Source organism: Cohaesibacter sp. ES.047 (assembly GCF_900215505.1).
Lineage (GTDB): Bacteria > Pseudomonadota > Alphaproteobacteria > Rhizobiales > Cohaesibacteraceae > Cohaesibacter.
In genome coordinates, this window is the sequence record NZ_LT907844.1 from 2,724,515 (window position 1) to 2,742,616 (window position 18,102).

16 protein-coding genes and 2 pseudogenes are annotated in these 18,102 nt (G+C 56.4%); 9 read left to right on the forward strand and 9 right to left on the reverse strand.

What is annotated here, in order from left to right:
• The first annotated feature begins 2 nt into the window (after window positions 1-2).
• From CPH65_RS12425 to CPH65_RS12435, 3 genes are read left to right on the forward strand one after another with little or no spacing between them, the layout of a single operon-like run.
• The gene (locus CPH65_RS12425) at window positions 3-1,031 is read left to right on the forward strand and encodes an ABC transporter permease (RefSeq protein WP_371359460.1); all 1,029 of its coding nucleotides are present in this window, start codon (window positions 3-5) and stop codon (window positions 1,029-1,031) included.
• 40 nt (window positions 1,032-1,071) lie between these two features.
• Entirely contained in the window at window positions 1,072-2,073 is a 1,002-nt protein-coding gene (locus tag CPH65_RS12430; RefSeq protein WP_096173759.1) for a dihydroxyacetone kinase subunit DhaK, read from the forward strand.
• A gap of 10 nt (window positions 2,074-2,083) precedes the next feature.
• Window positions 2,084-2,731 (forward strand): dihydroxyacetone kinase subunit L, encoded by a 648-nt coding sequence (locus tag CPH65_RS12435; RefSeq protein WP_096173760.1) that lies wholly within the window; start codon window positions 2,084-2,086, stop codon window positions 2,729-2,731.
• A gap of 85 nt (window positions 2,732-2,816) precedes the next feature.
• Here CPH65_RS12435 and CPH65_RS12440 read toward each other — a convergent pair whose 3' ends face one another.
• The gene (locus CPH65_RS12440) at window positions 2,817-3,752 is read right to left on the reverse strand and encodes an SMP-30/gluconolactonase/LRE family protein (protein ID WP_096173761.1); all 936 of its coding nucleotides are present in this window, start codon (window positions 3,750-3,752) and stop codon (window positions 2,817-2,819) included.
• Window positions 3,745-4,587: an SDR family oxidoreductase gene (locus CPH65_RS12445; RefSeq protein WP_096176390.1), complete on the reverse strand. Its 843-nt coding sequence runs from the start codon at window positions 4,585-4,587 to the stop codon at window positions 3,745-3,747. Before CPH65_RS12445 ends, CPH65_RS12440 begins: the two co-directional genes overlap by 8 nt.
• A gap of 221 nt (window positions 4,588-4,808) precedes the next feature.
• Here CPH65_RS12445 and CPH65_RS12450 point away from each other — a divergent pair, with 221 nt between their 5' ends.
• Both CPH65_RS12450 and mgrA read left to right on the forward strand, forming a co-directional pair.
• A complete protein-coding gene (locus CPH65_RS12450) occupies window positions 4,809-5,741 on the forward strand; it encodes a LysR family transcriptional regulator (protein WP_096173762.1) in 933 nt (310 codons plus the stop codon).
• Window positions 5,742-6,006: 265 nt separating this feature from the next.
• Window positions 6,007-7,038 carry an L-glyceraldehyde 3-phosphate reductase gene (gene mgrA, locus CPH65_RS12460; protein WP_096173764.1) on the forward strand — a complete coding sequence of 344 codons (1,032 nt, stop codon included), beginning with the start codon at window positions 6,007-6,009 and terminating at the stop codon, window positions 7,036-7,038.
• Window positions 7,039-7,097: 59 nt separating this feature from the next.
• Here the strand turns inward: mgrA and CPH65_RS12465 are convergent, their stop codons facing one another.
• Window positions 7,098-7,730, reverse strand: coding sequence for a TetR/AcrR family transcriptional regulator (locus CPH65_RS12465; RefSeq protein ID WP_096173765.1), 633 nt, complete (start codon window positions 7,728-7,730; stop codon window positions 7,098-7,100).
• Window positions 7,731-7,836: 106 nt separating this feature from the next.
• Between CPH65_RS12465 and CPH65_RS12470 the strand changes: the two genes are divergently transcribed.
• From CPH65_RS12470 to CPH65_RS12480, 3 genes are read left to right on the forward strand one after another with little or no spacing between them, the layout of a single operon-like run.
• Window positions 7,837-8,829, forward strand: coding sequence for an HlyD family secretion protein (locus CPH65_RS12470; RefSeq protein ID WP_096173766.1), 993 nt, complete (start codon window positions 7,837-7,839; stop codon window positions 8,827-8,829).
• A gap of 3 nt (window positions 8,830-8,832) precedes the next feature.
• Window positions 8,833-10,068: an ABC transporter permease gene (locus CPH65_RS12475; protein ID WP_096173767.1), complete on the forward strand. Its 1,236-nt coding sequence runs from the start codon at window positions 8,833-8,835 to the stop codon at window positions 10,066-10,068.
• On the forward strand, window positions 10,065-11,195 hold the full coding sequence (locus tag CPH65_RS12480; RefSeq protein WP_096173768.1) for an ABC transporter permease: 1,131 nt from the start codon (window positions 10,065-10,067) through the stop codon (window positions 11,193-11,195). The genes CPH65_RS12475 and CPH65_RS12480 overlap by 4 nt, the downstream gene beginning before the upstream one ends.
• A 57-nt stretch (window positions 11,196-11,252) precedes the next feature.
• Here the strand turns inward: CPH65_RS12480 and CPH65_RS12485 are convergent, their stop codons facing one another.
• Window positions 11,253-11,705, reverse strand: a complete 453-nt coding sequence (locus tag CPH65_RS12485) for a GGDEF domain-containing protein (protein ID WP_096173769.1) — start codon at window positions 11,703-11,705, stop codon at window positions 11,253-11,255.
• 49 nt (window positions 11,706-11,754) lie between these two features.
• Here CPH65_RS12485 and CPH65_RS12490 point away from each other — a divergent pair.
• A pseudogene (locus CPH65_RS12490) lies at window positions 11,755-12,815 on the forward strand (IS110 family transposase).
• 377 nt (window positions 12,816-13,192) lie between these two features.
• On the opposite strand, the pseudogene CPH65_RS12495 reads toward CPH65_RS12490, so the two are convergent.
• The 5 genes and pseudogenes from CPH65_RS12495 to CPH65_RS12515 form a co-directional block, all read right to left on the reverse strand.
• Window positions 13,193-13,767 (reverse strand): annotated as a pseudogene (locus CPH65_RS12495) (tyrosine-type recombinase/integrase).
• 255 nt (window positions 13,768-14,022) lie between these two features.
• Complete coding sequence (locus CPH65_RS12500; protein ID WP_096173770.1) at window positions 14,023-14,727, reverse strand: ThuA domain-containing protein; 705 nt, start codon at window positions 14,725-14,727, stop codon at window positions 14,023-14,025.
• Entirely contained in the window at window positions 14,724-15,590 is an 867-nt protein-coding gene (locus CPH65_RS12505) for an NAD(P)-dependent oxidoreductase (RefSeq protein ID WP_096173771.1), read from the reverse strand. Before CPH65_RS12505 ends, CPH65_RS12500 begins: the two co-directional genes overlap by 4 nt.
• Window positions 15,590-17,101: a sugar ABC transporter ATP-binding protein gene (locus tag CPH65_RS12510; RefSeq protein ID WP_096173772.1), complete on the reverse strand. Its 1,512-nt coding sequence runs from the start codon at window positions 17,099-17,101 to the stop codon at window positions 15,590-15,592. The genes CPH65_RS12505 and CPH65_RS12510 overlap by 1 nt, the downstream gene beginning before the upstream one ends.
• Window positions 17,098-18,099: an ABC transporter permease gene (locus CPH65_RS12515; RefSeq protein ID WP_096173773.1), complete on the reverse strand. Its 1,002-nt coding sequence runs from the start codon at window positions 18,097-18,099 to the stop codon at window positions 17,098-17,100. The genes CPH65_RS12510 and CPH65_RS12515 overlap by 4 nt, the downstream gene beginning before the upstream one ends.
• Between the last annotated feature and the right edge of the window lie 3 nt (window positions 18,100-18,102).

The following is an 18,102-nucleotide window of genomic DNA, read 5'->3' on the forward strand; positions in this document are numbered from 1 at the left end:
CAATGGTTCAAAATATGGATAGCACTGCATCATCTTCTGCGAAAAATGGCACGCTCATCAAGATCGGTAAACTCTTGAAGCGTCGCCCGGAGCTCATCAGCCTTTCCATTCTCATCGTGATCTGTTGTCTGGTGTCCGTGCTCAATCCGGCCTTCTTGCAACCGTCCTCCCTGATCGACATGGGCCGATCGAGCGTCGTGACGGGACTGTTCGCGCTTGGTGTCTTCTCGATCCTTGCCGTGGGCGGGATCGATGTTTCGTTCACGGCTATTGCTGCCCTGACCATGTATTCCGCGACATTGTTCGTGATCAACATCTGGCCTGATGCGCCAATGTCGCTTGTGATTAGCGCCGCGGTCGTGGGCGGTGCATTGCTTGGCGCAGTCAACGGCTGGATGGTTCACAAGCTGAATGTACCGGCCCTCATTGTAACCATCGGCACCCAGTATCTCTTCCGCGGTATCCTTTTGGCCTTCATCGGAACCGTCTGGTTGATGGAGTTGCCCCCTCAGATGCTCGCCTTTGGCAAGGCGCCGCTGTTGGAATTCCAGAGCGCGGCGGATACCACGATTACCTTGCCGATGTATTTTCTGATCTTCCCAGCCGCCGCGATCCTTACGTGGTTCATGTTCAACAAGACATTGATGGGCCGCGCGATCTTTGCCACTGGCGGCAATGCCGACATTGCCGAGCGTCTCGGGTATGACCAGCGTGTGGTTCACGTCTTCGTTTTCGCCTTCACGGGCGCCCTTGCTGCGATGGCGGGTATCATTCACGTCTGCTCCAATCGTATGGCGAACCCGTTTGATCTCGTTGGATCAGAGATCGAAGTGATCGCAGCGGTGGTGTTGGGTGGTGCCCGCATCACGGGCGGCACAGGCACGGTTCTGGGAACGGTAACCGGCGTTCTCTTGATCACCGTCGTGAACAATTCCCTGGTGCTCGTAGGCATTCCGTCAACCTGGCAGCGTGCGGTGGTCGGTGCATTCATCCTCTTGGCCGCGGCGTTCTTTGTTCGGCGCCAGAAGTAACAAATCCCAGTTTTGAAAATCCCGAAGGAAAGAGACAGACATGAAGAAGTTTCTCAACAAGCCTGAAAATTTCGTCGATGAAATGCTCGAAGGAATTTATCGCGCCCACCCAGAAGTGACATATGCTGCCGACGATCTTCGTTGCTATGTGACAGCCAAACCGGTTCCGGGCAAAGTGGGCATCGTCACCGGTGGTGGTTCGGGTCACTTGCCGACATTTCTGGGTTTTGTCGGCAAAAATATGATCGATGGCTGCGGGGTAGGGGGCGTCTTTCAATCGCCGAGCGCCGATCAGCTTGCCGAGGTCACGCGCTACGTTGACCAAGGCGCTGGCGTTCTCTTCCTCTATGGCAATTATACCGGCGACATCATGAATTTCGACATGGCTGGCGAGCTGGTCGAGCTTGATGACATCGAAACGGCAACGGTCGTTGGCAATGATGATGTGGCGTCGTCCGTTGTGGGTGAAGAGCATAAGCGGCGCGGTGTTGCCGGCATCTTCTTCCTTTACAAGGCAGCAGGCGCAGCGGCGGCTGAAATGAAGCCTCTGGCTGAAGTCGCGCGGATTGCCGAGAAGGCAAAAAACAGAACCCGCACCATGGGTGTCGCCCTTTCGCCCTGCATCGTGCCGGAAGTCGGCAAGCCCGGCTTCGAGATCGGGGAAGACGAAATGGAAATCGGCATGGGCATCCATGGCGAACCCGGGATCTCCCGCAAGAAACTGGCACCTGCCGACGCTGTCGTTGATGAAATGATGGAACGCATCTTTGCCGAAACAAACTATGCCAAAGGCGATGAAGTGGCTGTTCTCATCAACGGCCTTGGCGGAACGCCCAAGGAAGAGCTCTATATCATTTACCGTCGCCTTGGTCAGTTGATGGATGAGAAAGGCGTCAAAGTCAAACATGTCTGGCTCGGTGAGTTCGCGACCTCCATGGAAATGATCGGCTTCTCGATTTCCGTGCTGCATCTGGATGACGAATTGTCGCCCTTGATCGCAGCAGAAGCCAATACGCCCTTCTTTCAGCATTTCGCAAGTTGAGGAGCCGGTGATGAAATCCATCGAACCTGCATTGGTTGTCGGTCTGTTTGACCGCTTCGCCAACCGCTTTGAAGCCGAACGGGATGCGCTGATTGCACTTGATGGCAAGGTTGGCGACAGCGACCTCGGCCTGACCATGTCAAAAGCCTTCATCGCTGCCCGTGACAAGGTGCATGAGCTTGACCAGCCCGGTCTTGGCGATCTGATGAAACAGGCTGGTGCGGCCATCTCGAAAGCGGCGCCATCCACGATGGGAACCCTGATGGCGACGGGATTTCTGCGTGGCGGCAAGGCCCTTGGAGAGGCTGAGACCCTCGATGTCTCCGGTCTCGCTGCCTTTTGGCGAGCCTATGCCGATGGCGTCGCGATGCGCGGCAAGGCCCAGTTGGGAGACAAAACGGTCCTTGATGTTCTGGATCCCATTGCACAGGCCTTCGAGGCACAAGCAGAGACCGGAGCCGAGCTGGACGTCGCCGGACAGGAGGCGGCTAAGGCTGCTGCTGATGCCTTGGAAGCGACCAAGAAAATGGTCGCGCAACATGGCAAGGCCGCCGCTTTTCAGGAAAAAACGCTTGGATTGCAGGATGCTGGCGGCACAGTCGCCTGCATGCTTGCAGAAGAACTAAGCCTGTTCCTGAATGAAAAGGCCGCGGGCTAATCCAACGCGTCTATAAAGCAATCTTGGCCGCCCGCTTCAGATTGACCCTGAAGCGGGCGGTTTTGTTTTCGTGCGCGACGCTTGTCTAGACAGGGTGAGCCAGATTGATCACGAGCAGACTGCTTGTCGCGGTGATATAAAGCCGATCCTGATCGGGGCCACCAAAACAAAGATTGGACACGGTCTCAGGCGTTGCAATCCGTCCCAAGACCGTGCCCCGTTCCGAGATGATATAAACGCCATCACGGGCGCTGGCCCAGAGTCGACCGGTTCGATCTACACGAAAGCCATCAAACACACCGTTGGGGCAGCGCACAAAAATGTCGCCTCCCGACAGCTGACCATTGTCGCCAAGATCGAAGACGCGAATGTGCCGTTCGTCTCCCGGGCTTCGGCTGCCACCAGAATCGGCAACATAAAGCCTGCTTGCGTCCGGTGAGAAGGCCAAACCGTTGGGATAGGCGCAGTCCCGGATCATGGCCGAGAGTTTTTCGCTCTTCGGGTCAAATCGGTAAACAAAGCTGCCCTCTTGCTCCTTCTTGCCCGGATTGCCCTGATCGGGGAACTCGATGCCATAGGTTGGATCCGTGAACCAGATCGAACCGTCCAGATGCTGTACGACATCATTGGGACTGTTGAGACGCCCGCCGTCAAACCGATCTGCCAATATCTCCCTTTTCCCTTCATGAGACAGTCGGGTGAGAGAGCGGGTGCCATGTTCACACATGAGCAGGCCGCCAGCGGCATCGGGCGTCGTTCCATTGACAAAATGCCGTTGACCCCCGCGCCAGACATTCACCTCGCCCGAAAGCTCGGAATAGTGCATCTGGCAATCATTCGGAATGTCGCTGAAGATCACAGATCTTGTCGCAGACAGATAGGAAGGCCCCTCTGTCCACGTGCCCTGTCGCCAAAGCGCCCGCAAACGGGTGTCTGCCGGGAAAAGGTCCAGGAAGGCTGGCTCATATGCGGTCAGCACCGAGCCAGCGTCTCCGATTCCGATCTCCAGTCTGTCAGTCATCAGATTTCATGTAGTGATCAAAGGCGTCGGCATAGTCGGGATGCCATCTGGACAAGGCCGGACGGTTTTCAATGATATCGCCAATGCCCCAGCGCATCCGTTTCTCGTCGGTAGCCCGATCAACATCATTGTCCGGGCACAGGATATAGAAGTCACCATGATCCAGACCGCTCATGAGAAAATCGGCAACCTGATCAGCGGCCCATGCGGCTTCTGGTTTTTCCGTGACCCCATGCGCGCGCGTGAAGCCGGTAAAGGTAAAGCCGGGTATCAGCAAATGAGCGCTCACGCGTCCGCCGGTTTTCTTTACGAGATCATGAGAGACGGATTCCGCAAGGGCCCGCAGCGCTGCTTTCGAGACATTGTAGGCTGTATCCCCCGGCGGCAGGGTGATCCCTTGCTTGGAACCGGTGAAAATGATCGCCGCGTCCTGTTCTGCCGCAATGAGATCGGGGAGAAATAATTGGGAGACATGAATGGCACCCCAGAGATTGGTCTCCAGCGTGCGCTTCCAGACTTCCTCACCAGCAAGGATTTCGCCTCCGCCTTCGCGGCCTGCATTCGACATGACCATGGAAAGCTGCCCCATCTGGTCGGCTTTTTCCCTGGCACGCGCAAGCTGGTCACGATCCGTGACATCCACGGCCAGCGCCGTTACGTCTCCGCCCTCGGCCTTCAGCATTTGAGCGGCTTGATCAAGCGCATCGCCGGGCAAATCGGTGAGCAGAACCTTCATCCCGGCGTCCATGAAACGACGCGCAGCCGCCAGCCCTATGCCACTGGCTCCTCCCGTTACGAAAGCAACCTTGCCTGTTTTGATAGCTCCATGCGACATGTTGATATTCCTTCCAAAATTGCATAATTGCCGGAATTGTTTTTGTGCAATGGATGCCGATCCGGCTGCCCCTTGCGAGGTCGCTGCATCCTTGCCTCTCCCACTCATGATTGTCTTGAGATCATAGCAGATATTGCTGCCAGAACGACCCGCCATGTGGCTTTCAAACCCTGCAACAAACTGCTATCTGTTGAGTCTCCCTCAACGAAAGGCATAGCATCGTGCGCGCAACCGGCCGGACCCTCTTGGCAGATCTCAATGTCTTTGTCACCATCGTGCGGCGACAGAGCATGCGGCAGGCTGCAATCGAGCTTGGCGTGACGACGTCTGCCCTTAGCCACCGCCTGCGCAAGCTTGAAACCGAACTCGGCGTCAAGCTTCTCAACCGCACCAGCCGCTCGCTCAAGCCCACAGAAGCAGGCGCCATTCTTGCCTCCCAACTTGAGGTTGGCTTGCAGACGATCGACGATGCCCTTGGCACCCTGTCTCAATACCGCGACCACCCCACCGGCAGGCTCCGCCTCAATGCGCTTCGTGATGCGGCGACCTTGATCCTGCGTCCTGTCATGCCTCGCTATTTCGAGCAATTCCCCGACATGCACATAGATCTCGGCGTCGACGATCATCTGGTTGATATCGTCGAAGAGGGCTTTGATGCAGGCATTCGCTATGGCGACCGCGTGCCTCAGGACATGATTGGTGTGGCCCTGACCGGCCCGCAAAACTGGGTTGTCATCGGCTCTCCCGATCTGATCGCCCGTGTGGGCCGCCCGGCGCAACCTCAGGATCTGCTCGAGGTGCCCTGTATCGAGATGCGTGTCGGCGACAACAGTCGTTACCCGTGGGAATTGGGCAATGGACCGTCGCTGATCCGCATTGATGTTCGCGGGCCGTTCTGCTCCAACGCAACGGAACAGACGATTGACGCGGCACTTGAGGGCATTGGTTTTGCCTATTGTCTGGAGAGCCGCGTGCGCAATGAAGTTGCAACCGGCAGGCTTGAACTCGTCATGCCTGACTGGGCCTCCGAGGGGCCGCCTTTCACCATCTATTATCCGAGCCGGCGACAGGTTCCTCCCGGTCTGCATGCCCTCATCGACTTGATCCGCGAAGACCATGGTCTGGCGCGGCTCGCGACGCGAAACAACACGTGAAATTAGCCCGATACGAGGCAAATAGATCTCTCCGTTTGCTTCTGCCCTCCCTGCTCCTGACCCTTTCCAAACGTCTCCAGCCTTGTTTTACCACATCATAGATCGTGCATTTGTTGAATAGTATTCAACGATGCATTGATCGCGCTTTGCAGCCTTTTCCGTTGTCCAGACAGCTTCAGAGCCTATGATTGCGCTGACGACCATCCCGAGGCAATCCACGCCATCAAGAGGGATGAAATGGAACGGATATTCGGAGGTTTCCACCATGCCCTATCAGGCTGCAGCTGAACGCTATCAAACCAACATGCGATACCGCCGATGCGGTCGAAGTGGCATAGACCTGCCTGCCATTTCCCTCGGCCTTTGGCAGAATTTCGGTGGGGAGGACGTTTATGAAACCGGGCGGGCCATTTTGCGCCATGCCTTCGATCACGGCGTGACCCATTTCGATCTTGCCAACAACTATGGTCCTCCCTACGGCTCGGCCGAAGAGAATTTCGGGCGCGTCATGGCCTGCGACTTTGCCCCTTATCGCGACGAGATGATCATCTCCACCAAGGCTGGCTGGGACATGTGGCCCGGCCCCTATGGTGACGTTGGCGGTAGCCGCAAATATCTGGTCGCCAGCCTTGATCAGTCGCTCAAGCGCATGGGGCTGGATTATGTCGACATCTTCTATTCGCACCGGGTTGATCCAACCACGCCGCTCGAAGAAACCATGGGGGCGCTCGCTCATTTGCATCGGCAGGGCAAGGCACTGTATGTCGGGATCTCGAGCTATTCGCCGGAATTGACCCGCAAGGCGGCGGCCATTCTGGCCGAAGAGCGCGTCCCGCTTTTCATCCATCAGCCGAATTATTCCATGTTCAATCGCTGGATTGAGGACGGTTTGATCGACACGCTTGAAGATCTCGGAACGGGCTGCATTGCCTTCTCGCCACTGGCCCAAGGCATGCTCACGTCGAAATATCTCAATGGCATCCCCGAAGAGACGCGGGCGACCCGAGGCGGCTCTCTCGATCCCAACAGTCTGACCGATGATGTCATTGGCCGCATCCGCGCTCTCAACTCTATCGCCGAGCGGCGCGGCCAAACTCTGGCCCAGATGGCAATCGCTTGGACTTTGCGAGACAAACGGGTTACGTCGTCGCTTATCGGTGCCAGAACGGTCGAGCAGCTGGCAAATTCTCTCAGCGCCCTCGATTGTTTGGACTTCACGGCAGAAGAGCTCACGGAAATCGACCAGTATGCCCATGATGGCAATACCGATTTGTGGAAGGTGTCGACCAAACTGTAGCCTAGCGTTGGCGAACCGTGCCGTGCGGATCGCGCGTCAAACAGGCGAAGGGTCTCGTCCTAGAGACCCTTGCAGCCTTCAAGGAAAAAGCGTGTGCAGTGGTCGGCCCAACGGATGATGTCCTGTTCGGTCATATCTTCTTGCCACCGCATCATTGACTGACGCTGAAGGCCGCTGATCATCGTGCGCAACATGACAGCGGCTTCAGTCGGGTTTGGGCAGTCGATGTCGCTCTTGCTGCACAAATGCACAATCCGGGTGTCAAAGGCGTGCGCCAGCCTTTCTACCGCTGTTTGATAGTTTTCCAGAATTTCAGGGAAGCGCTCCATTTCTCTCATGATAATGACAGCGGTGCGTTTGGCGGTCGGGCTGAGAAGCAGGCGGGTATAGAGCAGCACCAGACGCGCCAGCTCCTGCTTATTCGTATCCTCGGGCTGGGGCCGCCGCTCAAGGGTTTGCAACTCTTTCTGCAGCCAGTCCTCTGCCACCATCCGGAACAACTCGGCCTTGTTGGGTATGAATTTGTAGAAAGTACGTGTGGAGATTCCGGCTTTCTCGGCCAGTGTTTTCACGCGCGTTTGCTCATATCCCGAGGCCAGGAATTCTTCTGCAGCGACGGAAATGAGCAGTTTGCGGATTTCACCGTCCTTGTGGGTCGGTGGTCGGCCCGGTGCACGTCGTTGTTCTGCCATGTCTGCAGCTCCTGCAACACTCTTGACATATTGTCACAATGGAGAATAAGAAGACAACGGTTTTCCTAATTGGCGCAAGGGCGTTTTTTCTGGTGGGTATCGAAACATGTTGAAAAGCAAAATCCTTCCACTTGTCATTTTTCTGTTCCTTCTTGTGGGGGGCTATGTGATCTGGTCCGTGCTCTACCCCGAGGAGCTTCTGGTTCAGGGGGAAGTGGAGGCAACGCGTGTTGATGTCGCCGCTCAGGTAACAGCCCGTGTTGCCGAGACCCCTGTCGGTTTTGGCGACAAGGTGAAAGCCGGTCAGGTTCTGATCAAACTGGCAAGCCCGCAATTGAGAGCCAGTTTGGTGTCGGCCAAGGCTGCGCTTGATGTGGCCAAGGCCAATCGTGATTTGGCTTTTTCAACGCGCCCTGAAACGATCGACGCAGCAAGGGCCGCTTTAGGCCAAGCCAAGGCCTCCGAGGAACTGGCGCAGAAGACCTTTGATCGCCTCGAAAAACTGCGCAACAGCAATACCGTTTCCGCGCAGAGCTATGATCAGGCATACAAGTCGTTGACGGCCGCCAAGCAAGCAGCACTCGCCGCTGAAGCACAGCTGAAGCTGGCGATTGAAGGCTCCAGTGCCGAGACAAAAGCCGTCGCCGAAGCAAAGGTTGAGCAGGCGCAGGCGGCTGTAGCGCAGATCGAAACCAACATCGATGAGCTGACGCTCTATGCGCCGATTGACGGCCAGATCACGGCCCGGATGGCGGAAAAGGGCAAGCTCTTTTCTGCCGGAGCGCCGCAAATCTCGCTGATCGACAGCGATCATCCATGGTTCACGTTCAACCTGCGCGAAGATCTTCTCAACGGTCTGGCTGTGGGGGATGTCCTCAAAGTCAGAATTCCTGCACTTGGCGACCGGGAGCTTGATATCAGAATTACTGCGATCAATGTCGAGGGCAGCTATGCCAACTGGCGTGCGACCAAGGCAACCGGTGACTTTGACTTGCGCACGTTCAGCATTCGCGCAGAGCCGGAAAAACCCGACGAAGATCTGCGTCCGGGAATGAGTGCACTCATCTCTTGGTCCGTTCCGGAAAAGATGGATCGCTAGAGCATGTGGAAAGGACACCTTCCTGCAGGGTTCCGCCGAATGATGCGGCGCGAAATGCGCCAGATTGCGGATCGTCCGGCTCTGGCTCTGATGCTGGGGCCGTTGCCGCTTCTGATGTTCATCACACTGGCCTACATGTTCCAGGCTGGTCTGCCGACCAGTCTGCCCGTTGCTGTGGTTGATCTGGATGGGTCATACATGTCCCGTCAGGTAACGCGCATGGTGGATGCCACACCGGAGGTGGATGTGACCTTGCGGCTGTCTTCGTTGACGCAAGCCAAAGAGGCGTTGGTTGCACGGCGCGCTTATGCGGTGCTCTATATTCCGCAGAATATGGCGCGGGATCTGCAGCGGGGATACCGGCCCGATCTGGTGATTTTCATCAACAACCAGCTCTATACCACGGGCAGTATTGCCAAGCGTGCCATCGGCGGCGCGCTCAGCACCTTCAATGCGGGCGTGTCGGTTCAGACCCGCATGGCGAGGGGGAGCGACAGGGACAGCGCCATGGCGGCCGCCAATCCTATCCCACTGCAGACCAACGCGCTCTTCAACCCGACACTGGACTATATCCAGTTTCTGCTTGCTTCCATCATGCCCGCTTTGCTGCAGGTGTTCATCAGCGTCAGCACGGCCTTGTCCTTCTCGCGGGATCATCACAATGAAGCCGGCCTTGCGCGGGCTTTGCGGCTTGGACGGACCCCGTTGCGTATGATCGCGGGCAAGATGGCGCCCTATACGATCATCTGGTGCTTCATGATGCTATTCACTGACGCCATACTGTTCGGGGTTTTTGATGCCGCCTTCAATGGCAGCATCCTGTTGCACTGCCTGTATAGCCTGGTTTTTGTGCTGGCCTGTCAGTTCCTTGGAGCGACAAGTGCGCTTCTGAGCCGGGATGCCGTGGCGACGCTCGGCTTTGCCGGATTGTTGACCGCTCCTGCCTTCGGGTTTGCCGGCATCAGCTATCCGCGCATGATGATGAGTGGCTTTGCGCAAGGGTGGGGAGCGATCATTCCGCTGACGCCCTATCTGGAGCTGCGGACAGATCAGGTGTTGCGCGGCACGCCTATTTTGACCTCGCTACCAACCATGGGGTGGGCGCTCGCCGTTGCCGCCGGGTGGGGCGGGATTCTTTTGCTGCTGATTTGGATCATCCCCCGTAAGAAAGCCAAGCAAAAGTTGGCCAGTGCTCAGGAAGATACCTCCACGCCAGCTGGACAAGGAGCCGCATCATGAAGCGCTTCTGGGATGCCTATCTGGATACCTTTCGGATTATTTTCACGACCTATGGTTCCTTTTCCACGATGGTCTTTGCGATCCTGCTTTATGGCGTGCTCTATCCCCAACCCTATGTGGGAGAGGTGGTTCGCAATGCCCCGGTGGTGGTGGTCGATCAGGATCACTCGTCCCTCAGCCGCGCCCTCGCTCGGCGGATCGACAATACAGATGGTGTGACCATTGTCTCCAAGGTCGCCGACCTGCAACAGGCAAAGGATCGGTTCTTTCATCGCGAGGCTTATGGCTTTGTGATCATCCCGCCAGACTTCGAGAAGAGCTTGCTCGATGGTCAACCGTCTCCCATCGCCGTTTATGGTGACGGCAGCTATTTCCTGATTTATAGCTCCATTGTTTCCGGGGTGCGTAGCGCTGCCAGCAGCTTGGGGGCGGAAGTCCAGATGTCCCGCCTGACCGCTGCAGGCATGGACGTTGCCAGCGCCACCGCCATGATCTCACCTGTCACGATCACCACGGTGTCCCTGTTCAATCCGCAAGGAGGCTATACGAGCTATGTGGTGCCTGCTGCCTTCGTGTTGATCTTGCAGCAAACCCTGATGATGGGGATTGGGATCCTGCAATCGGGACGAAAGGCCAGTCGCGGCATGGAGGCTCTTGCAGCCCCGCTTGCCTATGTCAGCCTGTATCTGGTGTGGATCTATTTCTCCCAAGTCTTGTTGCCGCAGTTCTATTCCATCCCGAAGATCGGTGACACGCTCACGCTGTTCATGGTGGCCATTCCTTTCCTCACGGCAACGACGGCGATGGGGTATGTCATCGCCCGCATCATTCCATGGCGGGAAGGGGTGGTGTTCTTCCTGATCGCGTTCGGGCTGCTGTTCTTCTTTGCTTCAGGGGTGTCCTGGCCAATCGAGGAGGTTCCGCTACCGGTCCGCTTGATCACCTTGTTGGTGCCCTCGACTTCGGCAATCATGGCTTTTGTGCAGGTGGACCAGATGGGGGCAGGGTTCGACGCGGTGCAAGACGCTGTGTTCACTCTGCTTGGCCTCACGGTTTTCTATTCCGCCATTGCTGTGGCCATCGGAGCGAAGCGCTTGCGGGTAGAAGACAAAGCACCAAAAGCTTGATGGCATTGCCGTTTCAGCAATGCCATCTCTCGGCTTCTCACGGGCGTTAAAAGGGTATCAGGCCGCGTCTTGCCTAGAGTTGACCATGTTGCGACCATGTCTCTTGCCAAAATAGAGCGCACTGTCGGCTTGGACCAACAGACTTTTGGCATCCATAGCTTCAGCGGCTTGCTGGGTCGCTACGCCGACACTTGCGGTAACGACATCTGCGGTGCTCGATTTTTTATGCTCGATGCCAAGAGAGAAAATGGCGTCACATATTTGGTTGGCGATTGCTTCGGCGTGCGCGTTATCAAAGCCAGACAGAATGACCGCAAATTCCTCGCCGCCGATGCGGCTGGCAAACCCGGTGCCACAAGCGCCCATGATCGCGTTTGCCACCTGCGTCAGGCACGCATCACCAGCCGGGTGCCCATAATGGTCATTATAATCTTTGAAATGGTCGATATCGATCATCAGGATCGAGATCGGGGTCTTCTGATAATAGGATGTACCGGCTGCTTCCCCCAACTCAGCAGGTTATAGTTTGACTGTTTCACCTGTGGAATGGAGAAGTGGCATGACGAAGAAGGCAACTGAGAATTTGATGTCGATTGGCATCGATATCGTCAAAGACACATTTAATCTGATTGGCTTCGACTGCGATGGCGAACTGGTCCCGCGGAAAAGAAAATCAAGCGGCATGCCTTGGAGCAGACTTTCGAAAGGCTTCCAAGATGTGTTGTCGGCATGGAAGCGTGTCTGAGCGCCCATTTTGTCAGTCGCTCCTTGCGCAAGCTGGGCTTTGAACCTCGGATCATCCCTGCAGTCTATGTCCGGCCTTTCGCCAAGGGCCAGAAGAACGACTACAATGATGCCGAGGCTATCGCGGAGTCTGTATTGCGGCCAAACCTGCCGACGGTTCCAGAGAAAAGCCATGACCAGCTCGACCTGCAAGCTCTGCATCGTGTCCGCTCTCGCCTGGTGTCACGTCGGACAGCCACCATCAATCAGATCCGCGCATTCCTGATTGAGCAAGGCATTACAGTCCGCAAAGGACTGCGGGCCTTGAAGAATTCATTTGAAATCATTCTGGAGCAGCGAAAAGACGAGATATCGACCAGCATGCGTAACATTCTGTATGGCCTATACGGTGACTGGCTCTGGCTTGATGGTCGGATTGATGCCATCTCGGATGAGATCGAAGAAATCAGCCGGACGGAAGAAAACTGCATCAACGTGATGACGATCCCTGGCATTGGTCCGGTAATCTCGACTGCGATGGTTGCTGCTGTCAGAACTGGAGAAGCCTTTGATTAAGGGCGCTATTTTGCCGCCTGGGTCGGTTTGGTTCCCCGTCAACACAGCACAGGAGGCCGAACAATACTTGGACGCATATCGAAACGGGGCAGCCGATATTTGCGGATGCTCTTTGTGCAAGCGGCGAGGGTTATTCTGATGCGATCCAATCGATGGCCAGACTTCAGTTTTGGTGAATGGCTGATAAGGGCATCAGAACGCATGAACCAGAACAAGCTGGCGATAGCTTTGGCCAACAAACTGGCCCGGATGGCTTGGAGTATCCTCAGACACAAAACGGCGTTTGATGCGCCCAAGAATGCGGCCGTGGTTAGCATCTGAAGCAACCACGATCTCGAAGGAGTTCGCGATTGATTGAATGCATGGAACGGAACAATTACGCCCCCAGAATCTGAGAGCCCATTCGGTCAGTTTGGACCTTTCTAGTAATAAGATCACGGTGCGAGCGTAATCCCAACATGGCCACGGCCCGCGCGCCGATAAACAGGCCGAATACATATGAGCGACTTCCTGCAACATGCAAACAAACCTCTTGCGAATAGCAGCCGGTACATATATATGGGGAACCTGGCTTCTTGGAAGTCCTCCCTGCTGAAGGTCTCCAAAGGGCCGGCTATGACACCGGCCCTCTCCTTATGTCTTCAAATCTCAACACTTTCCGAAATGGCAAGAGCATCTTCAAGATCGACGCCCAGATATCAAACTGTGCTGCCCATCTTTGTATGGCCCAACAAAAGCTGCACAGCCCTTAGGTTTCCTGTCTTTTTGTATATCTGAGCGACTTTCGTTCGTCTCATGGAATGCGTTCCATATGCGCTTGACTCCAGCCCGATTGACTTGACCCAATCTTTGAGAAGCCTTGCATACTGATGCGTCGAAATGTGAGGTCGATCATGAAAACGCCCAGGCCAAAGGTACTCATGGCCGATCATTGCTGGATTTGAGATCCATTCCAGAAGAGATTTACGAGTGCCATCTGTGATTTCAAATCGGACCGGTGTCTGTGTCTTGCTTTGAAGCACCGACACCCGTTCTTTGATCGAACCAGATGCGAAGACGTCCGACACTTTCAGCCTGACCAAATCGCAACCTCGCAATTTGCTATCGATAGCAAGATTGAAAAGAGCAAGATCTCGAAGTTCACCGGCTAACTCAAGTCGGACACGGATTGCCCAAACATGTTTCGGCAAAAGGGGGCGCTTCTGGCCGATACCCTTCCGCGGTTCCAAGCCCGTTTCGGTGGGATGATTGCAGGCAAGTTGGAAGAAGACATATTTCCCTCCATCTTCCCAATCCCACCGCGCCCGAACACCCAGACATTGGGTATGGCAATTTTGATCCTATTGCTGTTCTTCTGCAATTGGCAGATTCGAGCCATAATTGTGAATTCGATTTTCGCGCTGCAAGGGCAAAGCTGAATATGCTGCAACGCAGTGACAAGACCGGTAACTTATGTGATCTACGGCGACAACGAAGCGATCTAGGTTCAAATCGCAAGGCAAATTGTAGTGTCGCTGTGAAGTGGCCTTTATGCTTTGCGCCCAGCCCAAATCGCTCCGCGGCGGATCATCTCGGAGACTTCTGGTACTTTGAGGTCGTCCAACTCATGACCGATTGAACAATAGAACACGCGCCCTTTGTCCCAGCGGCGCGTCCACGTGACAGGCATCACCGTACCCTCGATCCACCATAGGTGGTCGCCTGAAAACGTCGTTGTCGCCAGCACGTTATTCGATGGATCGGTGAGCATGTAGTATTGTTCGGATGTGATGCGGAAGCTGCGGATACCTTCGACCAGCGGATGATCCGGCTGGCAGATTGTCACATCGTAGTCGATATAGTCTTCTTTGGGTTGGAGGTTGTCAGGCCAGCCGGGCGGGTGCGCGACGAACTGGCCGCCGATAAGAAAGTGGTAAGTGGGGCGGTCGCGAAACGCATCGCCCATATGCCCGTGCCAGCCGGCCAGCCCGCACCCATCCCCGATGAGCTTGAGCAAGCCATCCTCTTGTGGCTTGGTCATGTTGCCGAATTCTTCTTTGTGACCAGATCGGGCGGATGACCAGATCGGGGTGATCAAATCGACGTCCGCCATCTCTTCGGGGCGTTCCAGCGGCGCCAACGTGTCATGGATGACAACCTCAAAACCATTCGCCTGAAGCAGATCACGATACCAATCGGCGAACTCCATCGGCGCGTGACCTTTCCAGCCTCCAACAAAAAGTACAGCTTTCATCTCTTCTTTTTCCTCATATAGGTCAGAATCGAGGCCATGTCGCGGGCGGCATAGCCTTCCGTTTCAGCCTGTTTAAGGATTTCCAATGTGCTCAAACCCTGAGGCATATTGGTGCCGAACTTGCGGGCCAGATCGGCGGTGACTTCCATATCCTTTCGCGCCAGTGCGACGGTGAAAGTCACTTCATTGGCGGCTTCGTCCAGATATAGCGGGCGGCGGTATTTAAGCATTGGCGCGCAGGCGGCTGAGGCCTCGATCACGTCAAACGCCGCCTCCGGATCGATGCCCGCCGCCTCGGCCAGTGTCATCGCCTCTGCAAGTGTCTGGTTGATACCGTGGATGAGCGAATTGACCGCCAGCTTCATCACCGCTCCGTCGCCCGCGTGGCCAAGGCAGAGGGTTTCTTTGCCCATTGCATCAAACAGCGGACCGAGCGGTCTGGCTTCTTCTGGCGTGCAGCCTGCCATGATCACCAACTGCGCTTCGGCGGCGGCCTGTGTCGCGCCCGAGACCGGAGCGTCGATCACGCACGCGCCCTCAGGTGCGCCTTGGACAAGCCGCTGAATGTGGTCCGGGCTCATCGTGCCCATCTCGACATAGGTCTGCGCCGATCCGGCGAAAAGCCCGTCCGGGCCGCTATGCACTGTTTCCGAAGACGGATCGTCGGCAAGCATGGTCATGACCACCTCCGTCGCATTCGACAGCGCGCGAGGGCTGTCCGTCACGGCACAGTTCAACACCGCAGCCAGAGCCTGAGCTTTGTCAGGTGAGCGGTTCCAGAGTGTCACCTCATGCCCTGCATGCGACAGATTGCGCGCCATATGCACGCCCATCCGGCCGAGACCGACAAAGCCGACTCGCATCAGGCCACCTTTTCGGCTTCAAGCCCAGAAATTGCTGCGATGAGGTTTTCTTCTGTCACCTCTTCGGAGGTAAATGTGCGCATCACTCGGCCCGAATACATGGCAACGATCCGGTCGCTGACGTGCAGAATCTCGGGCATCTCCGAGCTGATAACGATCACGGCGTAGCCCTGTGCGGCCAACTCGCGGATCAGGTTGTGGATCTCGGCCTTGGAGCCAACGTCGATGCCGCGTGTCGGTTCATCAACGATGAGCACGTTGGGGTGCATCGAAAGCCATTTGCCGATCACGATCTTCTGCTGGTTCCCCCCCGAAAGATTGCCGACGAGTTGCTTCCACCCGGGCGTGCGAATGCCTAGTCTGTCGCGGTATTGATCGAAGATGGCAATCTCTGAGCCTTCGGCCACAAACGGCCCGGCCGTCAAGTCGTTGACCTGTGGCAGGGTCATGTTGTCTCGGCAGTTCATACCAAGCACCAGACCCTGGCTCTTGCGATCTTCTGGCACCAGCGAAATGCCACGTTCGATGGCGTCATGCGGAGAGTGGATGCGCACCTCTTCGCCATCCAGAAAGATCGCTCCGGAAGAAGGGTCACGCAGACCGAAAAGCGTTTCTGCGATCTCTGTGCGCCCGGCCCCGACGAGGCCATAGAAGCCGACCACTTCGCCGCGACGCACCTCAAAGCTGACAGCGTTATACAGCTCGCCGCAGCTCAGCCCGCGCACCTCAAGGGCCACATCGCCCAATTCATGGTGCGTTTCGTTGCGCGAAAGATCGAGCTTGCGCCCGATCATCATATGCGTGACGCCTTCTGCGTCGGTGTCGGCGGTGTTGACCGTGCCTTGATACTGGCCGTCACGCAGCACGCTGATCCTGTCAGTGATCTTGAAGATCTCCTCCATGCGGTGCGAGATATAGGCGATGCCAACGCCCTGCGCCTGCAGATCGGCGATCACTTCAAAGAGTACGATTTTTTCGGCGTCAGTCAGCGAGGCTGTAGGTTCATCGAAAATCACCGCCTTCGCATCGACCGTGAGGGCACGAGCGATTTCAACCATCTGCTGGTTGGCAATCGACAAATCCCCGACGCGCGTCTTGGCCATGAACCCGACTTTCAGGCGCTCAAGGATTGCGCTTGTCTTGGCCTCAAGCTCGGCCCAGTCGACAAACCCAAAGCGCTTGCGGGGCAGCTCGCCTAGATAGATGTTCTCAGCCACGCTCAGCTCATCGGCCAAGCTCAGTTCCTGATGAATGAAAACAATACCCTTGGCCTTCGCATCAAGCGGGCCGGACATGACCACGGGCTGTTCACCCACGATGATCTGGCCCTCGTCGGGCTGGTGGATGCCACCGAGCACCTTCATCAGGGTCGATTTGCCAGCACCGTTCTCTCCCATGAGGGCATGAACCTCTCCAGGCAGGATCGTCAAGGAGACGTCATCGAGGGCGCGCACACCGGGGAAAGTCTTGACGATTCCTTCGAGCCGCAGGACGGGGGTTTTCTCGGTCATACCTTCAACTCCTCTTTGCCTTTTAAGTTCAACTGCCGATCTAGGAAGAGGACCGCGATCAGGATCAGGCCGATCACGAGGTTGACCGTTGATGTGTCGGCCCCCAGATGGGCCAGGCCCTTGCGTAGAAGCTGGATCGCCAGAACGCCGCCGAATGTCGATATGATCGAGCCTGCGCCGCCTGTAAGCTTCGTGCCGCCCAGAACGACTGCCGTGATCACCCACAGCTCGTAAAGCTCACCGTCGTTGGGGTTGACCGAGCCGGACTCGGAGTAGAACACCACCGCAGAAAGCGCGGCCAGGAACCCGATGATCATGAAGTTGACCATCATGTGCGGACCGACGCGGATACCCGCGTTGACGGCCGCCTCGCGGTTGTTGCCGATGGCGTAGGCATTGCGCCCGTGCACCGTGCGGTTCATCAGGAACCAGATTGCGGCGGTTACGATGAGCAGAAACCATGTGGCCGTATGCAGACCGAGAAACTGCGCCTCGGCAAAGTCCACCAATGTCCAGTTGAGGTGGCTGGTCGGCTGCTCCCCATTGTACATGAAGACAAGCCCGCGATAACCCAGCATGGAGCCCAGCGTGACGATGAAGGCATCGACTCCTGTCTTCCAGACAATGAGCCCATTGAGCGCGCCCAGAAAAACTCCGGTCAGCAGCGCCAGCACCCATGCCACGGGGATCACACCGTCACCGAGCCCGGCAAAGATCGGCCAGGTCATACTGTCGAGAAGCACGATTGCGCAGATCGCATAGGTGGCCCCGACGCTGAGGTCGATATTGCCGTTTATCATGATGATAGTCATGCCCATGGCAATGATGCCGATCGGCGCGGACTGCTTGAACAAAAGCAGCATGTTGTCGATATCCATGAAGGCCTTGTCACTGACCGAAAGGAACTCGCCCGCGATCGAGAAGAAGATCAGCTCGAAGATGATGAATCCCCAGATGGCACCGCGTTTGAGAAAGCTTGATAGAGTTCCGGCTTGCATGAT

Excerpts from the sequence above, each read along its gene's own strand:
- CPH65_RS12465 (WP_096173765.1), bottom strand. The coding sequence starts at position 7,730 with ATGGCAGAACAACGACGTGCACCGGGCCGACCACCGACCCACAAGGAC.
- CPH65_RS12475 (WP_096173767.1), top strand. The coding sequence starts at position 8,833 with ATGTGGAAAGGACACCTTCCTGCAGGGTTCCGCCGAATGATGCGGCGC.
- CPH65_RS12500 (WP_096173770.1), bottom strand. The coding sequence starts at position 14,727 with ATGAAAGCTGTACTTTTTGTTGGAGGCTGGAAAGGTCACGCGCCGATG.
- CPH65_RS12440 (WP_096173761.1), bottom strand. The coding sequence starts at position 3,752 with ATGACTGACAGACTGGAGATCGGAATCGGAGACGCTGGCTCGGTGCTG.
- CPH65_RS12480 (WP_096173768.1), top strand. The coding sequence starts at position 10,065 with ATGAAGCGCTTCTGGGATGCCTATCTGGATACCTTTCGGATTATTTTC.
- CPH65_RS12425 (WP_371359460.1), top strand. The coding sequence starts at position 3 with ATGGTTCAAAATATGGATAGCACTGCATCATCTTCTGCGAAAAATGGC.
- CPH65_RS12505 (WP_096173771.1), bottom strand. The coding sequence starts at position 15,590 with ATGCGAGTCGGCTTTGTCGGTCTCGGCCGGATGGGCGTGCATATGGCG.
- CPH65_RS12510 (WP_096173772.1), bottom strand. The coding sequence starts at position 17,101 with ATGACCGAGAAAACCCCCGTCCTGCGGCTCGAAGGAATCGTCAAGACT.
- CPH65_RS12470 (WP_096173766.1), top strand. The coding sequence starts at position 7,837 with ATGTTGAAAAGCAAAATCCTTCCACTTGTCATTTTTCTGTTCCTTCTT.
- CPH65_RS12430 (WP_096173759.1), top strand. The coding sequence starts at position 1,072 with ATGAAGAAGTTTCTCAACAAGCCTGAAAATTTCGTCGATGAAATGCTC.
- CPH65_RS12515 (WP_096173773.1), bottom strand. The coding sequence starts at position 18,099 with ATGCAAGCCGGAACTCTATCAAGCTTTCTCAAACGCGGTGCCATCTGG.
- CPH65_RS12445 (WP_096176390.1), bottom strand. The coding sequence starts at position 4,587 with ATGTCGCATGGAGCTATCAAAACAGGCAAGGTTGCTTTCGTAACGGGA.
- CPH65_RS12435 (WP_096173760.1), top strand. The coding sequence starts at position 2,084 with ATGAAATCCATCGAACCTGCATTGGTTGTCGGTCTGTTTGACCGCTTC.
- mgrA (WP_096173764.1), top strand. The coding sequence starts at position 6,007 with ATGCCCTATCAGGCTGCAGCTGAACGCTATCAAACCAACATGCGATAC.